The organism is Legionella longbeachae (genome assembly GCF_004283175.1).
Lineage (GTDB): Bacteria > Pseudomonadota > Gammaproteobacteria > Legionellales > Legionellaceae > Legionella > Legionella longbeachae.
This window is the reverse complement of sequence record NZ_RXNW01000019.1, coordinates 21,940-39,343: the sequence shown is the minus strand read 5'-3', so window position 1 is coordinate 39,343 and position 17,404 is coordinate 21,940. Positions and strand designations below refer to the sequence as shown.

Genomic DNA, 17,404 nt, shown 5'->3' with positions numbered 1-17,404 from the left:
AATCAAAACGGATGACACCGGAACACACGCTCCAGATACTTTTTAGAAATTGGAGTTTTCGATGAAACAAAATGTCTCCCATCTGCCAAGAGAACTCAGCCATATGGTTTCTTGGTCTCTTACTCATTTAGGGAAGGCCATTGCAGAAGTTTATGGAAAAGAAACATACGAAATAATTGAGCAAATTCGAGTGTCTATGCAAGACACCATTGGGAGTAAAGCACTCGAGCTTAGAAAGGCGCTCCTTAGTCTCCAGATTGAGCTTTCCAAGCTTGATAGAAGTCGTCTTTATCAAATTGCGCATGGGTTTTCTCTCATGATGGAACTCATTAATGCCTGTGAAAGTGCTTACCGAATTTCTCGTATCAACCAAAGAAAAGAAAAAATTTATTCTGACAAACCGCAAGGTATTCATTATATTTTAACAGCACACCCAACCGAAGCTCGCACCAATGAATTTTTAATACTTTTCAAAGCAATTCGTGACTATCTGGTCGAGGTGCTTAAATCTCCCTATCTGATGAATGAATCACACCTGGATCAAATGCTTAAAATTTCGCTCCAAATTAACATTTCTCCACATAAAAAGCCCAGCGTAGAAGACGAGGCTCGATACATCTATCAATACGCACTCAATCCACTCAATATCCAACTTTATCATTCCTTTTACACTAAGGGTGTTCCTATTCAATTACGGACCTGGGTAGGAGGTGATAAAGATGGGCATTCAGGGGTTAATGAAAAAATCATGGTTAAAAGTCTCGAGCTTTCTCGATCTTTTTTTATCACCTACATTCAGGAGTGTTTAAAAGAAGTACTCGAAATTGTTAAATTCTCAACGGGATTAAATGCAAACAAAATTTTGGCAAACCAGATCAATCAGCTTATCAGGAAAACCCAGGACCTTAGGAAAATAAAACCCAGGGATCATGGAAGAGTTTCTGCGTTCAAAAATGAGTTAACTACGATCCAAGCGGACACCCTAAAGTTTTTAAATTTTAAACTCGAACAATTCTCCGTTATTGCCAGCATTTTTCAGCTTTATCCTGCATTGGTCATACCCTTAGAGCTCAGAGAGGATTCAGCCGTTGTAAAAGAAAGTTTAACAAGCATCAAAAAAACCACAATCACCAATATGCTTGAACAAGTTTATTCTATAACCCATGGGACCGATCCCAAAAACTATATACGGGGTTTTATTCTCAGCATGGTTGAATCCGCTGAGGATATAAAAAATGGAATTAAGTTAGTGAAACAAGTGTTTAGAAGCTATGCCTTACCTGTTGTACCCTTATTTGAAAATCAACTTGCGCTCACCAATGCGGATACGATTTTAAATAATTCTATCACTGAAGATATTAAAGAAAAGCATCTTAAGCAATGGGATGGCAGCTATGAAGTCATGCTGGGTTATTCCGATTCCTCTAAAGAAAATGGCGTATTAGCTTCTCGGCTCATGATTGCTAAAAGTTTAAAAAGTATTCAGTCTACATTAGAAAACAAGAATCTTAAGCCCATTTTTTTTCATGGTTCGGGTGGCAGTATTGAGCGTGGCGGTGGGGATATCAAAGAACAAACTGCATCCTGGTCAAAGGAAATAATGTCAAATTATAAAGCGACGATTCAGGGAGAAATGGTTGCACGACTTTTTGGGTCGAGCTCTATACTCAAAAGCCAGATTGACAAACTTCTTGATATCTATTCACAACAAGATAATAAGATAGATAATGACTATCCTGAGGAACTGGTATTATTTGCCACAAAAGTCAGCCAACAATATAAAGCGCTGATAAAGAGTGAATGGTTTTGGGCGGTAATTGAACAAGCATCCCCCTATCATTTTTTGAAGGAACTTAAGATTGGATCTCGCCCAACCAAACGAAAATCAGGCTCGGATCAAAGAAAGCTTCGTGCTATCCCATGGATTCTATGCTGGACTCAAACACGACTCCTTTTCCCAACCTGGTGGGGCCTGGGTTCCTCTTGGCTAGAGCTAAATGATCCTGGAAAAAATAAACTTAAGCTTGTTTACAACGAAAATGCTCTTTTTGCTTCCTTTGTCAAACAATTAGGAGTGACCCTCTCCAAAGTTTATCTCCCTATCTGGGAACAATACCTCTATCAATTGACTGGTTCCAATAAATATCTTAAGCCTTTTCAATCAGAGTTAGAATCAACCATCTTATTCTTCTACCAAATAACAGGTGAAAAGGATTTTTGTTTTCATCAACCCTGGCTAGGAGAAAGTATCCAATTAAGATCAACCATGGTTCATCCTTTGAATCTCATTCAGATTGAGGCCATAAAAAGAAAAGATTTACCTCTTTTAAGAAAAACAGTCACAGGCATCTCTTGTGGTATGTTGACAACAGGATAATAGGAGGCTGAAATATTACATCCTCCTTTCTTAACTAAAACCAATATGGGCTTCAACTTTTAGAAACTATTCGTTCCTTCGTCGAGCAAAATAAGCTGTAGCTAAAACAGCAATAATTAAAATAGGAATAATGATAAGAAATATGTGTGATTCCATCCATGCAATACTTATTGCGAATAGACCAAGTGCTACTCCAATCAAAAGAAAAGTAGGCTCAATATAAATACCTGCTAAAAAAATTGCCTGTGCAAGAAGTGCGAGTACCCCTAATGCACCGATAAATGAGCTTATAATTCCTATATCGACATAAATTGAAATGATATAAACAGAACCCATGAGTCCCAACCAATGCAAAATTTCATGCCAAATGAGAACTGATGTTGGGATTTTCTTCACATGCCTATGATAAAGACTTAATCCTAAAGCAAGCAGCGCAATGATAACTGTAATTATCTGCCAAAATCGCCATGCGCTTGCCGCTTTCATATTAGTCAGGATTAATCCTATAAAAGCGAGCAGTAGGATGATAATTCCGATAATAAATCGCGCATTCCATGGATGTCGTGAGCTCTGATTTTCCATTGATAAATTCCTTTTTACTCTTTACTTACAATATACCAAATCTTTTTTCAATTGCTACCAAGAAACCAAATATATAGTAAAGCCTCAATACCGAAATTCACCTTTTAGAGAAGATAAATAACTTTGAATCGCTTCTGATGTCGTTACATAAGAACGGATAGGAATATCCAGGGGTGTTTGTTGGATAACCTGCAAAAAAGCATATAACGACATATCAATAACCCGACATTTGCCTTGTTGGCGATGAATAATAAATTGCTCAATCGCTTGTAAATCATTAATGCCTTTTTGATAAATTTTATGAATACCATGAATATTAACGACTATTAAATCATTCCTTTTAAAAATCAAGTTATCCCGGTGGATATCTGTTGTCGATTGACGAGCAAGCATGTATGCAGGCGGGTACATGACGAATTATCCATAAATGTCGATTAAAAAATTTGAAACTTGCTATATCCCCATAAAGAGAAGCAACCTGGTTCATAAAACAAATAGGCGCTTTGTGAAAATACGAAATCGCCTTTAATGGTAACCATCGTGGTTTAAATGAAACCTCTTTTAACATGCCTCAATCTCAATCCATTTTGGTTTGTCAACATAACAGTAAATGAGAAGTAATAAAACCTCTATCCTGTTATTATGGGGAGCTTGTCTGGCAGGTTTAACTTGGAGGAATAACTGGATGATATTCGTTAAGTTAGAATCTTAAAAAATACACCGCATTTTGCAAAAAACAGGTGCTGCACGTTATTAAAGCTCGCGAGAATCGATTGTTCCTTCCCAGAATCCATTACCCCATCTTGAGAGAAAGAATGTAATAATGATTTGCAAATACTAAAGGATTTATTAAATTGTTGCCGTTTCTCAAAAATATCTTTTCTCGTGCAAACCAAGAAATAATCCTCTTGAGCATTTTTCGGTGAATACATTTGGACCAGCTCTTTTAAATCATCCATATTCCTTTTGAATTGCATATATTTATCATGAGTAAGGCTATTAATTTCACTATCTTGACTCTGCTTAAAAATTTCATCGATAAAATGTAATCCCGCGACTTCTGTAAGAAGAAGTTGGCCACTGATTTTTAAAATATAACATTTTTTTAGTAAACTCTCTGTGTGTTCTATGTGGGCATTAATTAGTTCAAACTGCTCATTAGAAACACCGTGTATCATCTGCATTAGTTTTTTTTTTCTATCATTCAATTTATTAGCGACAACTCGAAGTATTGCATCATTGGCTTTTAAAACATCTTTTTTAAATAGCTTCAACTCTGCATGGCCATTTTCACCAGCTACAAAGAGTTCTAAATCAATTTCATAAGTTCGAAGGGAGCCATTATCAGGGATTACTTCATAGTAATTTATCATGTGTTCCTGAATTAACATCATTCTCCATTCTGATTCCACATCACCATTTTCAACTAAATAAGCAGCAATTGCATCCAGGGTTTCCAATACTTTTTTTCTTTGGGAGCGCAAAATGTTTTTATGCTGTTCTGAAAAAGTGGTCACATTTAATTTCATAACATAATATGACATTGAGATTTTAATTAATTATAGGCAATTTTTTGCCCCATAGATAAAATCAATAATCTCTTAAGTCAGCGTAAGAAGGTTTTATTAAGACCTCCTTACGTGGAAATGATTCATTGAGTTTTAAGTTTTAAGATAAATCTAAACGTCCTAAGTTAAACTCATCAAATGGATTATCAGATGAAATAGAAAGTAAAATTAACATTTAATGCAGCATTAAATGACCCTCATAAAAATACATCACTTAATATAAACTGTGAAGGCACACCAGCGAGAAAAATCTGCTTTTTCAATTTGTTGGTTGTCTCTTTAGGCCCACAAACATAGACACGCGTTGTTTTCGAAGCATTTAAATGTATCAACGCTCGTTTTTCTACGGATGCTTCTGGATAACCCCCATGACTTTGAAGCACGCAAGGGTCATAGACAAAAGAGCTAAATACCGCTGATAACATTTCCAGCTCTTCACGGTAGTATATATCCTCATCTATAAGGCCACCATGTACTAATGTAATTAACCCCTGGTGGTTTTGACTTAATGCGCTTTTGATAATTCCAATAAGTGGCGCAAGTCCTGTTCCTGTTCCTGCCAATAGGATATCAAAAGCCAGTTGCTCTGGATTATAATAAAAACAACGGCCAAAAGGTCCCCTAAGTTTGACTTCGATATGTTTTGTTGCCTTATTCAGTAGCCATTGTCCCATACTACCATTAGGATAAATTTTAACGTGTAGCTCAATAAATCCTTCTTGTATAGGTATATTGGCGATTGAATAACTACGCATGATGCCTTCAGGATTAATCAGACTAAGATATTGGCCTGGGATCCACCCCTCCAGATTCTCTACGCAAAGCTTGACTTGCATTACATTATGGTTAAGTAGTTTAAGATCTATTATTTTTGCATCTACTTCACACTCCGCACTTTCAGGTGCTACCACCTGAAGTGCTGCTTCTGGTTTTGCAAGACATGCTAGAAAATAACCTTGCGATTTAAGTGTCTCCGGTAATCCCTCTTGCCAGGAGGGATGAATTACACCATCTTTGGCTTTAATCAAACATGATTGGCAAATACCAGCCTGACAGGAGTTAGGATAATCCACACCATGGCGTAAAAGGCACTGCAACACATTTTCCTGAGGAGCCAAGCGAAACGATTGATTATTAAAGTCGATGCTACTCATGCGCGCCCCAATACTTGATCCCGTACGCTATTTGCAATAGCGGCCACTTGTTCGATATCTTCTGCTCCAACCCCTAATTCATTAAGCGTTGCGCCTAGATGTTCGATGACAATATCTACATGTGTGTCATTCAATCCACGTTTGAGTAGATGGGCGTGTCCCTCACGCATATTTTTTCCACTGTAGTTGTTCGGACCTCCGAATACTAAAGTTAAAAAACCTTTCTGCTTTAGTATTTGTTGTTCCATATCAATATCATCAAAAAAATGGCTTACCCGTTCATCCGTCAACATTTTGCGATAGAAAATGTCAACTGCACTATTAACTGCTTCTTGACCACCAAGACGCTCATATAATGATTTATGCATGGTTCCCCCTTAAAGATGCATTTGCAATACATCTTATAAAAAGAAATAATCAGAGTCAACTAACTATTAGGAATTAATAATGCAACTCACACAATTTACTGATTACTCCTTGCGCGCTTTGATTTATATCACTTTGAGAAAAGAATCATGCACGATTAAAGATATTACTGATGCTTACACTATATCGAATAATCATATGGTTAAGATAATTCATAACTTAGCCAAACTTGGGCTGATTAAAACCAGTCGTGGAAAAGGAGGTGGTATCTTAATAGCAGTTCAACCCGAAACAATTAATTTGGGCAAACTGATTGCTCAACTAGAGCCTCATTTTGATTTAGTACCTTGTTTTAATAAAGAAAAAGCAAACTGCTGTATTGCCCCTGTATGCCGATTAAAAGGTATTTTACATGAAGCCCAGACTGCGTTTATGAAGGTTTTAGAGCGTTATACCCTGGCTGACGTTTTACATAATCCAAAGGAACTATCTGTATTATTGAATATGAAACAAATTAATAACCAATAGCATAATACCCTTGTAGGAGTATAAATAGGTGGATCACTTTTTCATCAGGATAAATGGTATTGGCCTGGCTAACATTTTTCTAAAACCAATTTTTGGGTATGCTTATCGGGTTTTCTGGAGAATATAGCGCAAACAAACACGATTAAACTGAAAAATAATAAATATACTAAATCCCAATAACTAGCCAGGATATGTTTGCCTCCAAAATTACCAAGATAAGAGAAAAGACTAAGTCCCAAAAGATATAGTATAAGCCAAAGTGCATGTTTGCCATCAAGATCTTGGTGCGTTTTTTTTATAAAACAATAAAGAAAAGAAGCAGCTAACCCTAAAATTGTGATCACCAATAATTTGCGGATACTATGAAAACCAGCCCAATAAACACCAACCGTACAAACATAAAACCCAATAAAAGCAATCATGTTACACCCTTGCAAACGAAAAGACCTTTTATAAGCAGGCAATTGTTTACGTAAACAAACAACTCCTATGGGGCCTATGGAATAGCTAATCATCAGTATTGACACAAGAAAAGAAGACATTTCCTGCCATCCATGCAACACAAACGACATTGAAGCAGCAAGTAAAAAATTCACGCCCAAACTAACCCATGGCACTTGATACTTATTACATTTGGCCAAAAGTCTCGGGGTGGAAACCACTGAACCCATACTGCTTAACATATGAGCTGCTGTTGTTGAATACACTAAACCAGTTGAATAGGGAGATATAAAAGCATCGACATATAATAAAATACTCAACCAAACCATTCCCACTAATGCAGCCAAAGCTGCAAATGGGCCTGCGTCACCAGTAAACGATAAATTCACCCAGCCTTTTTCAAGCGCTTGTGCGCTCACACTCCCAATAAAGGACCATTGTAACCCTGTGTAAAGTAAAGTGACGAATAATAATGAACCACCCAAAATCAGGGGGATAGATTGTCCTGGTTTTTCGAGCTCTCCCATCATAATAATCACTTGCCTAAATCCCAATAAAGAGAATAGTACGCCCCCACTCGACATTGCCGCCATTATGCCCTGCCAACCATAAGGCATGAAGCCGCCGTATTGAAAAAAATTATTGGCGTGGTAACCCATAGTGATTAAGCTTATGATGGTAAGCGTTGGAATTATTATCTTCCAAACAGTAAATGCTGCATTAATACGGGCAAAAAAACCAATACCAAAATAATTAAAAAAAACAAAACTCATTAATACAACCAGGGACGACAAATAACCCAAAGGAGTATTTTTATAGTAAATACCCTTATGGGTTACCAGGCCTGGTATGTAATTACTAGCGTATTGAAGAACGCCTTGAGTTTCAATTACAGGCAAAATAGCCAAAGAAAACCAGGCCATGCTGCTCATGATAATCCCAGTTAAACGCCCATGAGTATATAAAGGCAAACAAGCCAGGCTATCGGATTGCGGAAACATTGTACCTAATTCCGCGTAGGTTAATGCTACAAACAGGAGTAAAAAACCCGCCAATGGCCAGGCTATAACTGCGGCAGGACCGGCAAAATGTGCCGAATATAAAGCACCAAACAGCCAACCTGACCCTATCATACTGGTAATTGAAATCCACAGTAAACTCAAAGCACTTAAATTTTTATTCATCTATTCTTCGCACATCCCTATGATCTTGATACACGGTGAACCACTTAAGTAGCCAAGTGAAACTATCATTTTGAATTGGATTTTTTTAACTTCATTGCTGTTACCCCAGCAAAATAAATTACCTGTTGCATCGATTTGCAATGATCCCTCCTCGTTCATCAATGCAACCATTTTTTCGTTTAATGCATGCCTACAGATTTACCCTGCACACGGGGTGTCTTGCTCTTTCCTGTGCGCCCTTCTAATTCATTGATTACTTCCTCTACTGAAGCAATGAAGTGACGAGCCATCATAGAGCTCATATTTTCTTTAATAACCACCCGTAATGCTTCAATTTCATCTGCCGCTTCTGGCAAAGTGTATGCAGGGACTATCCAGCCATATTCTCGCAATTTTTTAGAAATCTCAAAAACCGAATAAGTTGTATTATCTTTGAGGGCAACAGTTACGACTGGTGCCATACGCCGATCACCTAGTAAAGCAAATTTGCCAGTAGCGATTAATCCTTTAGCAACTAGATCACTAACAGCTAACATATTGCTGATAATTTTTTTATATCCATTTTTTCCAAGTCTTAGAAAATTATAATACTGGGCTATGACCATCGAACTGCTCCTTGAAAAATTAAGCGTATACGTTGGCATTTGGCCGCCCAAATAATTTACTTCAAAAATCAAGTCCTTGGGTACTACCGCTTCATCCCTAAAAATCAGCCATCCTACACTTGGATAGACTAAGCCAAATTTATGGCCAGAAAGATTAATTGACTTAACTTGTTCAAGGCAAAAATCCCATTTAATGGCATTATCATAAAACATGGAAATAAACCCACCGCTGGCGCCATCAACATGTAAAGGAACGTCCCAGCCCTTTTCTTTTTTTACTTGAATAAGTAAATCATTAATTTCTTCGATTTCATCGTACTCACCAGTAAAAGTGCTCCCTAAAACAGCCGCAATACAAATGGTATTCTCATCAATCAGTGGCGCAACATCATCAGCACTAATCGTAAATTTATTTTTTTTAAGAGGAATAATACGTGCTTCGACATCAAAATATCGAGCAAATTTGTCCCAGCAAACTTGTACATTTGCACCCATAACGATATTGGGTTTGCTACTATCAAGATTTTGCATCTTACGCATATTGCGCCAGCTAAATTTATGAGCAAGGCCTGCAAGCATGATTGCTTCAGAAGAACCGACTGTAGCAGTGCCAACATAGTTACATCCCTCAGGAATGTTTAGTAAATCAGCAAGAATATGTACACATCGTTGGTGGATTTCTTGCACTCGTGGATACTCTTCATAATTAATAAAATTTTTATTAATGCTTTTGTTAATTAACTCTTCTGCTTCAGGCTCCATCCACGTGGTAACAAAACTCGCCAAATTTAAAATAGGTGTGGCTTCCAGACTTAACTCATCTTCAATAAGTTGCTTGGCCACAGCAGGTAACATGCCATATTCATTACAGGTTGCTACAGAAAAATCATCTAAATCGTAACGGCTTGCATAGACAGAGGTTGAGTGGGTACTCGCATTTGATTTTTTTTGATCCTTTTTAACAATCATAATACCACTCCTTATTTAGGTATTAACATTTCTATTCCACGCCAGATAATCTGAAGTCCAATACAAATATTCAGGAAGGCAGCTAAACTCATCACCACATTTTTGCCTGCATCTTTTAATTTATCAAAAATATAATAAGAATAACGATAGCAAAAAAATACACTAAGACCAATGAGTATGATACCAATGGAGTATCCTAACATGGCCAAAAATTTGCTTTCCCAGACATTTTGAGCACCATGTGCCCCCAAAGCGATTGTAATCGCGATGCAAGTAGGACCCGCAGTTACCGGCAAAGTTAAAGGATAAAACGCTCTGGGATCTTCTATACTTTTTAATTGACTTATTTTTTTGCCCTGACTTGCGGATGAAGACAACCCTGTAGATTCATCGTGTGGCTTATACAGCATTTGCCAACCTACTTGCGTCAGTAACAATCCGCCACTGATTAGCACTATAGGTACAGTGATACCAAATATCGATAATATCAATGAGCCTACCACAAGAACAAGCAACAACATAACGACAGTATATATTGAAATTTTAATGGCCAAAGCATTAATTTGTTGTCTTGAGGACCCTTTTACTAAAGTAAGAAAAACAATAGAGGCTCCCACAGGGTTTACAATAGGAAAAAGTGCAGCAAAAGAAAAGAAAATTGCCTGTATTAACACCATCATAAGCAATGACTCCTTGTCATTATTCTATCCTTAATTAACAAGTCCCCTAAATAGTCCCTGCTATTTTCGTGACTTCCGTATAATGCTGTTTATGCTCTTCATTTATCGAACATTCATGTGATATGATATTGGTTCTTCAGGCATGACTTCCAATACTTTTTTGAGTAGAGCGATTTTACTGTCACTAAGTCTTTGGCTGATTATGTCATTTGAGGGCATTAAATCAGTTAATTCCAATTCTTGAATTGGTAATATCTGACAAAGCTCCTGGCATTTTTTATCTGATAAGTATTCCATAAGCGCGACTACCTCATCCAATGTTGGCCTCATATCGATTATATTTTCTTTAACAGCATGATAGATGATTTTTTGGTGTTCATATGTAGGAAGTGTTTTCATGAGCAAAAGTACATCCGCCATTGTTGTAATTTTGTTATTTATCTCAAGTACCTCTTTTAACTGCTTTGGAGTTAAAAATGAAGCCATATTTGCTAAATCAGTCGCATTGGTTATAAATCCTCCCAGAGATTTCTTTTCTTGTTCAAAAACTACCGTACGTTGTCTTACAGAGCTATGAAATAATTTTTGTGATAACTCTTGGGCGTTCGTTACAACACCATCAACAACGGGTTGATCTGCAGCGAGTAAATTTGCAGAAAAAGTTTCACTTTCATCGATAAATTTTATTAAGTGTGGATGCATTAAAGGATTTTCAGTTAATAACATTGAGGTTAATTCTTTTAATTTATCATGAACCTTACCGGGTATATCTCGTTTTGCAAGGCTGATATTTGATTGTATAGATTGTGCAAAAAACTCCTTCTCTTTCAAGCTTGGGTTTTCTAATTTATAAAAGTTAGCAATGAGTCTGTATATATTTTTTTCTAATTCAGCGATTGTTTGTTTGTTATGTGGTTTTAAAGTACTTTGCTCTTTACTGTATTGAACAATACTATCAAACTCAACAATAAATTCGCGCAAGCCTTTAGCTTTATCTGTATTTTTTAAAACAGCTTTCGATAAAATCTCAAAAGTTGTCTCATCCATAGTTGCATGATGTAATGCTAAAAGCGCCTGACCCCATTTAAATTTGCCCCCGTCATCTATAGGGCAAAAAATTTCTGGATCATATTGGCTTTTCAAACTTCGCAGAACGCTCATTTTATAGGAGGGTAAATATTCTGCCCTGCCTACAACGCCAAAATGAAATTTTTGTTGTTCAACTTTGGGGATTACATAATCGCGGTCATCATTTTCTCTCCAAACAAGACTAGTCGTAGTTAAACCTCTATTATATAAAAAACTTGAAGTATATGTTGTTGCCCTGCGATTAAATTCGACATGCATTTTTTTGGGAACCATAAAAATATGACTATCAGTAGTTACATTAAACTTAGGTGCCATTTGCCTGAACCACTTATTTTCCCAACCTTGATTATGTTTCGAATAAGTGCCAAGCAGTATTTCTCCTCTTGCAATATTTCTACAATGACTCAAATCAAAATTTTTGGCATATAGAGAATCTTGTTTATACGTATTTTCACGAGAATTACCAGGAACTGGATCTTCCGCTAAAAGCGACATAGGAGTATCTAAATCATCGAGCGCCCGAGCCGTTGCAAAAGTAGCCACCGCGCCACGGCTGAAACCATTTAAAGTAATGTCATCTACTTCTTCTACATCCATTAACCCTTCTTTGGGTTCAATAATGATCGAACTACCGAATTCCCTTTTTAAATCAGCAAGATTCAATGTAACAACATCATCTCTAGAAAAAGCGTGACGCACCTTATTTGCAACAACATCGAGATTTGGATCTAAATAGCCCTTTAGTTTTGAATGGCCTCCAATATGTTTATCCTGACAACCATTAAAGTACACCCGAATCACATCATCATTAAATGATTCACCGGTATCTTCTGTTCTACCTTCAGTGAAATCGCGAATCATTTGCGCATTAACTCCTGTACCACCAAATACAAAAAGAACTTTTTTAGCCATATGGTACCCCACGTATTCCCAATGAACACAAATTGATCTACAATATCAATTATAGAACATAATTAAAGGTGCTGAGATGCCTGGATCAAATAAGTCAATTACAGTAAATAAAGATAGCGAATTTTTTATGACTATTGCAAAAGAAGGAGTGCATAGTTTTATTATGTTGGGTGTCATGGTCGATAATAAACCTCAACTTTTAGCCAGAGTAGGAAAAGGAAACCTTATAGATCCAAGCTTTGGTACAAGTTGCAGTAAAAGTTTCACCATGTTTGGGAAAGCGGTAGCTACCCGTACTGAAGCTTCATTAATGGATGAAGGTATTAGCGATGATGAAGATGCTACGTCAGATATTAGTTATCAATCCTATTCGATCACCTACGAACAATATTTAGAGTTTTTGGCGCTCACAAAAAACATCCATGAGGAGCAACTTGAGCACTATAAAGAAAGAGAGGTGCCTAACGTAGCATATAGGGAATTGACTTATCCTCAAAGAGGCGTGTACAAGCTAAGAGATGGGATCAAATGTTATATTCCCACTCAAGACGAAGCAGGAAAAATAACGTTCCAATATGAGTCAATTAAAAATTTTGAACCTCAGATAGTTAACGATAACCAACCATTGCAGCAAGAAATAATTAGTGGCGCCAAAGAAATTAAAGCGTCTAACACTTGTCGCACTACAGCACGCGCTCTTCTAAATTATACCTTGCACTATTCACCAGATGTCCCTGCTTTGTTTGCCATTGGACTTGATTACAAAACAAAGCTGATTGGTGGAACACCAACAGCAAATACATTTTATGTTCTGCCACAACCACCCAATTGTTTTGAGGTAAATCCAACTCAAATGAAAGTCCTTAAAGAACTCTATAAAAAACTTGAGAATTTGCCTAAAACTAATCCCGCATCTGACACTACAAGAAAGAAGTTTGATGAATTAAAACATCTTTATAAAGAAATAGCAGGCGAACCTCAATTGGGTCTCGCTAATCTTTTAGACAAAATCACTTTACATCGTGTTGCACATAACACATTGTTTGATGAACGTAGAGGCCAAAGTATTATCAGCAAATTTGCTGAAATGTTGGGAATCAAAACAGGAACGCAACAAGCCTATGACCGAATGGAAAAGGCAGTGAAACAAGAAATCGAACGTGTAAATAAAAAGGAAATGAAACAAGGTAAAGGCGTCGATAAAGATGGGTTTCAATCCGATGAACATCGACCTCCTCACGCAACAACAGTCTTTCATAAAAATTGATAGACACTATCGGCCTTAACACCAAAGGCTGTGCCTATTACTGACTTTCTCTGATAGTGCGACATGCTTTTAAAAGCGAACGCACTATCACAAATACCCCATTATTTTCCCTTATACTCAACTTAGAGATTTGCCATAACAGGGACAAAGTTAGGAAGATTGGGTGAGCCTACTCCAACTGCATCATTCCAAAATTGACTTTCTGGCGCAATGGTTAGTGCAGAATCCCAACCCCAAATATCCAAATCTCCTTGTTTATTCGGTAAGACAAAAGCGGTTGAAGGCGCTGTTGGATAAGTCGATGGATCAGGAGCAGTTGCCCCATCAATCACTTTAACCGGAGGCACTATGGGATTTAGTGCGCGTTTGAACCGTAATATAGTATTCAGTTGATATAAATAAGGTGCTGTATGCCCAATACGTGGTTTATTTAATAATGCACGGGCTTGATTGACTAAAAGCATCGTAGCAGAATATAAAGGGCAAGCTAAACTCGTACCACCATCTTGCAAATAAGCACCATCCAGTACGATATTTAGACCCGTGCCTGGATCACCCAACATGGATACATCAGGCACCGCGCGGCAAGGTTGATTAGCCCCTGTCCCACAAACAGTATTTATTGCATCATTTATATACCCATAACCGCCAGCATAAAACGACTTTATAGTGCGTTGCCAAGTGGGGGCTTGATAAAATTGGCTAAGTCCTCCTGTAGTACCTGAAACAAATCCGTTCCTCTTCACATCATAAGTACCCCAAACATTTTCAAAAGCATAATTGTAAAAGGTATCTACAAATACGGAAGTTGCACCTACAGCCGTAACGTAAGGGGAGCTTGCTGGATAATTCACTGATTTTGCGTCACCTTTATTTTGACATTTTATTTTCCCATCTGCACCTTTACGAGGGCTGGTATACGTGTTATCCCCACAATCTCCGGATGAAAATTGCACGCTGATTCCAAATGCAGCGGCAGTTTGTAACGATTGTTCCATTGATGTATTGGGATCGGCGTTAGCTGACTCAGGGCTTGTCCAGCTGTTAGAAATCACGTATGCGTTAGAAAATCCAGCAATAGTGAAGTTATGGGAAGTTAAATAACCAATCACATTTTGCAAGGCTACTGCTTGATTATTATCATCCGTAACAATTAACACCGTATTATTTTCTGGGGCTAAGGTGTGAGAAGATTCAATATCCAGGGCAATTTCCCCAGTAAAACCATATTCTCCCGGTCTGGTTGGTGTGCATAAGGTAGTGTATGGTGTGAAATTTTGATTAAGCATCGCAAAATTTCGTGATGGACCAGTGGTAAAAAACGGCTTTATCCCATTCACACTAAAATATTGGTTCGCATCACTCAAAATTTGTTGCGGTTGGGTTGCACCGCACCCATCAACGATGATTAATGTTTGCCCTTTCCCATCCAGATGGGTACCATTTACTGGAGGGATATTATTGATGTTATAGGTGTATTGTAACTGCTCCCCAGAAAACCCATGCACCGAAGTTGTAGTTGGAATGGCGTTGGGCATTAATGCATCCCAAAAGAATGTTTCATCATGAGAAGCGACATTCCCCGGGCTTGACACATTGTTAGGATAATAAAGTGGAATATTGTTTAAACCAGTAATATCAACAACGTATTGAGCCATTTCAGCTTGCAACGAAGCCTTACTTGTACTGGCATAAACGATGTCATGCTCATAAAGGTAATAGTTTATACTTGTGTGCAAAGTATTTTCAATTTGCTGTACTGAAGCAGTTACATGCACGCTGTGGTTGACAATATCTGCTTGCATGCCTTGAGCAATGAAATATTCTTGCAGGGTATGCTCTACTTCTTCAGTCGGTGCATAGTGCGCTTCGAAAAGATCCTGAGTCAAGTAGTGCTGGTAGTTAGGGCTCTTGGGATCATAAATTCCTTCTACTAATTTATCTAATTGAGCTTTATTTCTTAGTTTTAACCATACAATAAATTTTAATTTTTTATGGGCTTCAACTGGTTTTATAAAGATTGCTTTTTCTATTAAAGCAGATCCCGGGCTGGGCAAACTTACAAGTATGTTGGATTTTCCTGCGTAGGAATTAGCTACCATTAGACAAAAAGGTACTAAAGCCAACGAGAGTGATTTTAGCTTTAACATGAATTATCTCCCTATAAACTTAGTTTACGCCCAGTAAGAAAACGCTATTAATCTTCGTATCTGTTATAAATCCATATAAATCGCCGGTCATTAATGAGTAAACAAAACCATCTTGCGTACCCGCTAACATTGAAGTGCCATCAGTACTCACAAAGAAGCTGTAAACTGCCTGATCCATAAAAGGGCTCCAAGGACCATTTGTGGTTAAATCATAGGTATAAACGTACTCACGTGGCCCCCTACCCTGACTGTCTGGCGGTATTTGAATAGGCGCGGTATTGGCATAGAGTAAGGCATTAATCACAAAAATATTCCGTATGGCCTTAACATCCATGGGGCCAGGAATTTTTGTCCAACTACCACCGTTAACAGGTGAATAATAGACATGCCCCTCATTACTGTCTGTACTTCCTATATAAATTGTTTTATTTGTGACATAAATACCATTAACAGCAGTTACAGCGTTGGGTAAAGGACGATTGGTCCACGATTTCCTATCGTCCTTGGAATAGAATAAACTGCCATTCTTCGTACCCGCATAGATCGTTTTTTGAGTAGGTTCAGTAGTTACAAAAACGCTCAATACCTCAGAGTTATCTGGAGACTTGCCTTGATCCCAGTTCCCGCTACTATTGCTATAACGATAAACGTGATGGTCTGCACTACCTGCGTATATATCTGTATTAGTTGCATAAATACTGTTAACCGCATACCCAGGTGCTGGAATAGCACCAGTCCAGGTAAGACCATTATCAATGGAGGAATACACCTGGCCATTCTCTGCACCACCCAATATAGTCGCTGCCTGATTAAATGTAACTTCAATGGTATGATTCGCAGTAATAGTGTTTAGACTAAAATTTAAACCGCCCCATTGAGCTGGATTACCGTCCACATACCATTGATAAACTTGATAACCACTATTAGGTGTCGCCGTAAAAAGCAAGTTACTGTTTGCAACGGCGATTTGCGGTTTTGCCGGCGAAATTATCCCATTTGCTCCTGCACTTGGAGTAATTACAAAGCGGGCATTGCGCACTGTAATATCTAATGGATTACCCGGTTGATAGCATTGCAAGGAGCTGCCCTGGTCACACACGGCAGGACCACCTTTAATATTACCAACAAGATGGCGAGCCTCCACAAACAAAGTGAGTGCACAAGATTGTTGATAAGCCAATGTAAAGGGATTTGAGCAGTTTCCTGGCGTTGTCATTTGAGTAACTCCAGGGATGGAGTTCATAATTAAAGTTTTTGTTTTCTTTGATTGGTTTGTTACTGTATATTGCACATAAGCATATCCAGACTGGGTCAGAGATACATTAGGGGGGAAAGCAGGATTGGGTGTGAATGTCCACATAGGAGTTCCCGCTTGAGAAATACTGTTCATAATTAAAACTGCTGCACAAAGAAAGAAGCGCAGGATGATGCCTTGCCATTTAATTTGCATTATCAAGTCCTTTTGTTAAACATTGTTAATTTTGGATGCTTAATACTATTCCTGGGGGATTTTATTGTTCGTGCTTTCCGCT

14 protein-coding genes are annotated in these 17,404 nt (G+C 37.8%); 3 read left to right on the top strand and 11 right to left on the bottom strand.

The annotated features are described in order from the left end of the window. Positions 1-61 precede the first annotated feature (61 nt). Positions 62-2,377 (top strand): phosphoenolpyruvate carboxylase, encoded by a 2,316-nt coding sequence (locus tag EKG34_RS16360; protein ID WP_003634884.1) that lies wholly within the window; start codon positions 62-64, stop codon positions 2,375-2,377. 66 nt (positions 2,378-2,443) lie between these two features. Here the strand turns inward: EKG34_RS16360 and EKG34_RS16355 are convergent, their stop codons facing one another. From EKG34_RS16355 to EKG34_RS16335, 5 genes are all read right to left on the bottom strand, one after another. Beyond that, the gene (locus EKG34_RS16355; protein WP_003634883.1) at positions 2,444-2,959 is read right to left on the bottom strand and encodes a hypothetical protein; all 516 of its coding nucleotides are present in this window, start codon (positions 2,957-2,959) and stop codon (positions 2,444-2,446) included. 84 nt (positions 2,960-3,043) lie between these two features. After that, positions 3,044-3,370, bottom strand: a complete 327-nt coding sequence (locus EKG34_RS16350; RefSeq protein ID WP_003634882.1) for a hypothetical protein — start codon at positions 3,368-3,370, stop codon at positions 3,044-3,046. Between the two features lie 284 nt (positions 3,371-3,654). Next, positions 3,655-4,476: a hypothetical protein gene (locus tag EKG34_RS16345; RefSeq protein WP_223800056.1), complete on the bottom strand. Its 822-nt coding sequence runs from the start codon at positions 4,474-4,476 to the stop codon at positions 3,655-3,657. Positions 4,477-4,724: 248 nt separating this feature from the next. Beyond that, complete coding sequence (locus EKG34_RS16340) at positions 4,725-5,681, bottom strand: FAD-binding oxidoreductase (protein WP_003634880.1); 957 nt, start codon at positions 5,679-5,681, stop codon at positions 4,725-4,727. Next, positions 5,678-6,049 carry a group I truncated hemoglobin gene (locus EKG34_RS16335; RefSeq protein WP_003634879.1) on the bottom strand — a complete coding sequence of 124 codons (372 nt, stop codon included), beginning with the start codon at positions 6,047-6,049 and terminating at the stop codon, positions 5,678-5,680. Before EKG34_RS16335 ends, EKG34_RS16340 begins: the two co-directional genes overlap by 4 nt. A 79-nt stretch (positions 6,050-6,128) precedes the next feature. Here EKG34_RS16335 and EKG34_RS16330 point away from each other — a divergent pair, with 79 nt between their 5' ends. Continuing rightward, positions 6,129-6,575: an Rrf2 family transcriptional regulator gene (locus tag EKG34_RS16330; protein ID WP_003634878.1), complete on the top strand. Its 447-nt coding sequence runs from the start codon at positions 6,129-6,131 to the stop codon at positions 6,573-6,575. 68 nt (positions 6,576-6,643) lie between these two features. Here the strand turns inward: EKG34_RS16330 and EKG34_RS16325 are convergent, their stop codons facing one another. The 4 genes from EKG34_RS16325 to EKG34_RS16310 form a co-directional block, all read right to left on the bottom strand. Beyond that, the gene (locus EKG34_RS16325) at positions 6,644-8,200 is read right to left on the bottom strand and encodes an APC family permease (RefSeq protein ID WP_003634877.1); all 1,557 of its coding nucleotides are present in this window, start codon (positions 8,198-8,200) and stop codon (positions 6,644-6,646) included. A 179-nt stretch (positions 8,201-8,379) separates the two neighbouring features. Then, positions 8,380-9,774 carry a glutamate decarboxylase gene (gene gad, locus EKG34_RS16320; protein WP_003634875.1) on the bottom strand — a complete coding sequence of 465 codons (1,395 nt, stop codon included), beginning with the start codon at positions 9,772-9,774 and terminating at the stop codon, positions 8,380-8,382. Positions 9,775-9,785: 11 nt separating this feature from the next. After that, positions 9,786-10,454, bottom strand: a complete 669-nt coding sequence (locus tag EKG34_RS16315) for a MarC family protein (RefSeq protein ID WP_003634874.1) — start codon at positions 10,452-10,454, stop codon at positions 9,786-9,788. A 102-nt stretch (positions 10,455-10,556) separates the two neighbouring features. After that, positions 10,557-12,455 (bottom strand): hypothetical protein, encoded by a 1,899-nt coding sequence (locus tag EKG34_RS16310; protein ID WP_003634873.1) that lies wholly within the window; start codon positions 12,453-12,455, stop codon positions 10,557-10,559. A gap of 76 nt (positions 12,456-12,531) precedes the next feature. Between EKG34_RS16310 and EKG34_RS16305 the strand changes: the two genes are divergently transcribed. Next, positions 12,532-13,722, top strand: coding sequence for a hypothetical protein (locus EKG34_RS16305; protein ID WP_012979458.1), 1,191 nt, complete (start codon positions 12,532-12,534; stop codon positions 13,720-13,722). Between the two features lie 122 nt (positions 13,723-13,844). On the opposite strand, the gene EKG34_RS16300 is transcribed toward EKG34_RS16305, so the two are convergent. Together EKG34_RS16300 and EKG34_RS16295 are read right to left on the bottom strand one after the other, a co-directional pair. Next, on the bottom strand, positions 13,845-15,872 hold the full coding sequence (locus tag EKG34_RS16300) for a S53 family peptidase (protein WP_003634871.1): 2,028 nt from the start codon (positions 15,870-15,872) through the stop codon (positions 13,845-13,847). A gap of 19 nt (positions 15,873-15,891) precedes the next feature. Continuing rightward, the gene (locus EKG34_RS16295; protein ID WP_003634870.1) at positions 15,892-17,322 is read right to left on the bottom strand and encodes an InlB B-repeat-containing protein; all 1,431 of its coding nucleotides are present in this window, start codon (positions 17,320-17,322) and stop codon (positions 15,892-15,894) included. Positions 17,323-17,404: the final 82 nt, after the last annotated feature.